Raw genomic sequence first — 2458 nt, 5'->3', positions numbered from 1 at the left:
CATAGAAGAAGAAGCTTTAACTTTATCTAAAAGTTTACCTTCGATTTTTTCTAATTTTGCAGGTACTGGTGGATACCAGTTGATGTTATCTAAGTCAGCTTTTGAGTAAGATCTCTCAAAGTTTGCTTTAATTTCTTTATTTAAAAATTCATTTGCACCTTTAGATGCAGTTCCATAACTCTCTTTATTTGTAAAGTATGCAGCATTTTTTGCTTCTAACATAAAGTTAATCCACTTATAAGCACCCTCAACATTTTTTGCTTTTGCAGGGATTGCAAAAGTATCAATCCAACCAAGTGCTCCACTTTTTGGTGCAACAAAGTCGATATCTGGATTTTCTTTATGTAACTTCCAACCACCGTTGTCCCAACCCATTGATACGTGTACTTCACCACTTCTCATAAGTTCTAATAATGCATCACCATTTGCATAGTAGTTTTTTGCCAATGGTTTAGCTTTGATTAAATCCGCAGCTACGCCTTCCATTAGTGCTTTATAAGCACTTACATCAGAATATTTTTCAAAAGGATTTCCACCTTTAGCAAAAGCTACACCAATTAAAGTAGGTCTTTTTAATCTATATGAGATTTTTCCATCATATTGTTTATTAAGTAAATCACTATAATCACTTGCATTTGGAGCCATTTTAGTATTAACAATTAATCCTGATGTTCCATAAACATGTGGTACTCCAAACGATTCATTTTTAACTTTTGTGTTTTTCTTAACAGCATCTAACATTGATGTTATAACTGCACTTTCGTTTATTTTTGAATAATCAAGAGCTTTATAGATTTTATATTTTGCTTGTACTGAAGATATTCTATCTTGACTTGGTTGTGCAATATCAAATCCAGCACCTCTAGTTGCTCTTAGTTTTGCAACCATTTCTTCATTGTTTGAATAAGTAACTTCTACTTTTAAACCCGTTTGCTTTTCAAATTTTTCAACCAAAGCTTTTGGTGCATAACCCTTCCAAGTTAAAATCTTAAGTGTGTCTTGTGCCATTAAAGTTCCACTTGTAAGTGATACTATTAAACCAGCTGTTAATAACGTCGTTTTTTTCATACTGTCTCTCCAAATTTTTTGATTGTCTTTTGACAATTTCATGGTTCATCCTGTCGTATTGACTGATCACAATTTCGTATTTAAAGTAGTATACATAAGTACAGTTACATGTCAATTACAAATATTCAGAAGAAATTATTTTTTAAAATAAGATACACGAATAATGATCGTTACTCTAAATAACACATCATAACCTTGTTATGTTTGGATAATAGTGACGTATTGATTTTTAAAACTTGCTTAAATAGCAATAAAATATATACATTATTGTCACTTTATAGAGAAAATAATAGAACTTTTATGAAACAAAACGCCTATATAAGCCTTGATTTATGTGCTTATTTGGTTTTTTTACAAATTTACCATAACTTTTTTTTCTTACCTAAGTCTATAAATTATAGATAATTTAAATTTTTTTCTGATAGAATTGATTTATTAATATTATCATAACATTATAATGTTATTTTCTGGTAAATTCTAAAGATTATAAAAGAAGAGGGTGATTATAAAATAATGCTATTAAGTAAAATAATTTCTAAAGAATATAAAAAAATTATTTTATAATAAGTTAGGTGAAGAAAAATACTTTTAAGTGTTTGTTTTATTTAAAGATGATGGTTTTTGTTAGAAATAAATATTAATTATAATAATTCTAAGGATGTCTGAAATAGGACATTACATAGATAAGGATTTGTATGAATATCATAAAAACAATATTTGATTTTTCAAGATTTAAAATAGTGGTATTTCCACTGGTTCTTTTAACTCTGGCCTACTTTTTATTTGCAGATGAAAATCTAAAGATAATTTTTGCGGGAATTGCTATTTTTATAATTGGAATGAAGTTTATGGAAGATGGTTTTAAATTATTTTCTGGAAATAGTTTAGAAATATTTTTGGAGAAATTTACAAATAATTTGCCAAAATCAATGTTTATGGGATTTTTTGCCACAACATTGGTTCAAAGTTCTTCTTTGATCTCTATTATTATTATTTCATTTTTATCCATAAAAATCATTACTTTACCCCAAGCTATTGGGGTGATTTTTGGAGCAAATCTAGGATCTACGACCACTGCTTGGCTGGTTTCTTTTTTTGGATTGAAGTTAAATATTGCATCCTATGCAATGCCAATGATTATTTTTGGAGTCATTGGAACATTTTTAAAGTCAAGAACCTATGAAGCCATTGGAAATGTTCTTTTGGGATTGGGATTTGTTTTTTTGGCAATTTTTTATATGAAAGATGGATTTGAATCTTTACAAGGTACCATTGATTTGTCACAATACGCCCTTGAAGGATACTGGGGATTTGTTGTTTTTGCTCTTGTTGGTGCAGTGGCCACTGTGGTGATGCAATCAAGTGGTGCAACTATGGCCTTGGTAATAAC

2 protein-coding genes are annotated in these 2458 nt (G+C 29.2%); one reads left to right on the top strand and one right to left on the bottom strand.

Annotated elements, in window-relative coordinates; genetic code table 11:
• On the bottom strand, positions 1 to 1068 hold a 1068-nt coding region (locus A9Q93_RS12760), incomplete at its 3' end, for an extracellular solute-binding protein (protein ID WP_303687787.1).
• Between the two features lie 695 nt (positions 1069 to 1763).
• Between A9Q93_RS12760 and A9Q93_RS12755 the strand changes: the two genes are divergently transcribed.
• Positions 1764 to 2458, top strand: a 695-nt coding sequence (locus A9Q93_RS12755) for a Na/Pi symporter (RefSeq protein ID WP_303687786.1), incomplete at its 3' end; no start/stop codon positions are given.

The organism is Nonlabens dokdonensis, assembly GCF_002162835.1.
Lineage (GTDB): Bacteria > Bacteroidota > Bacteroidia > Flavobacteriales > Flavobacteriaceae > Nonlabens > Nonlabens dokdonensis_B.
This window is presented reverse-complemented; position numbering and strand designations above follow the sequence as displayed.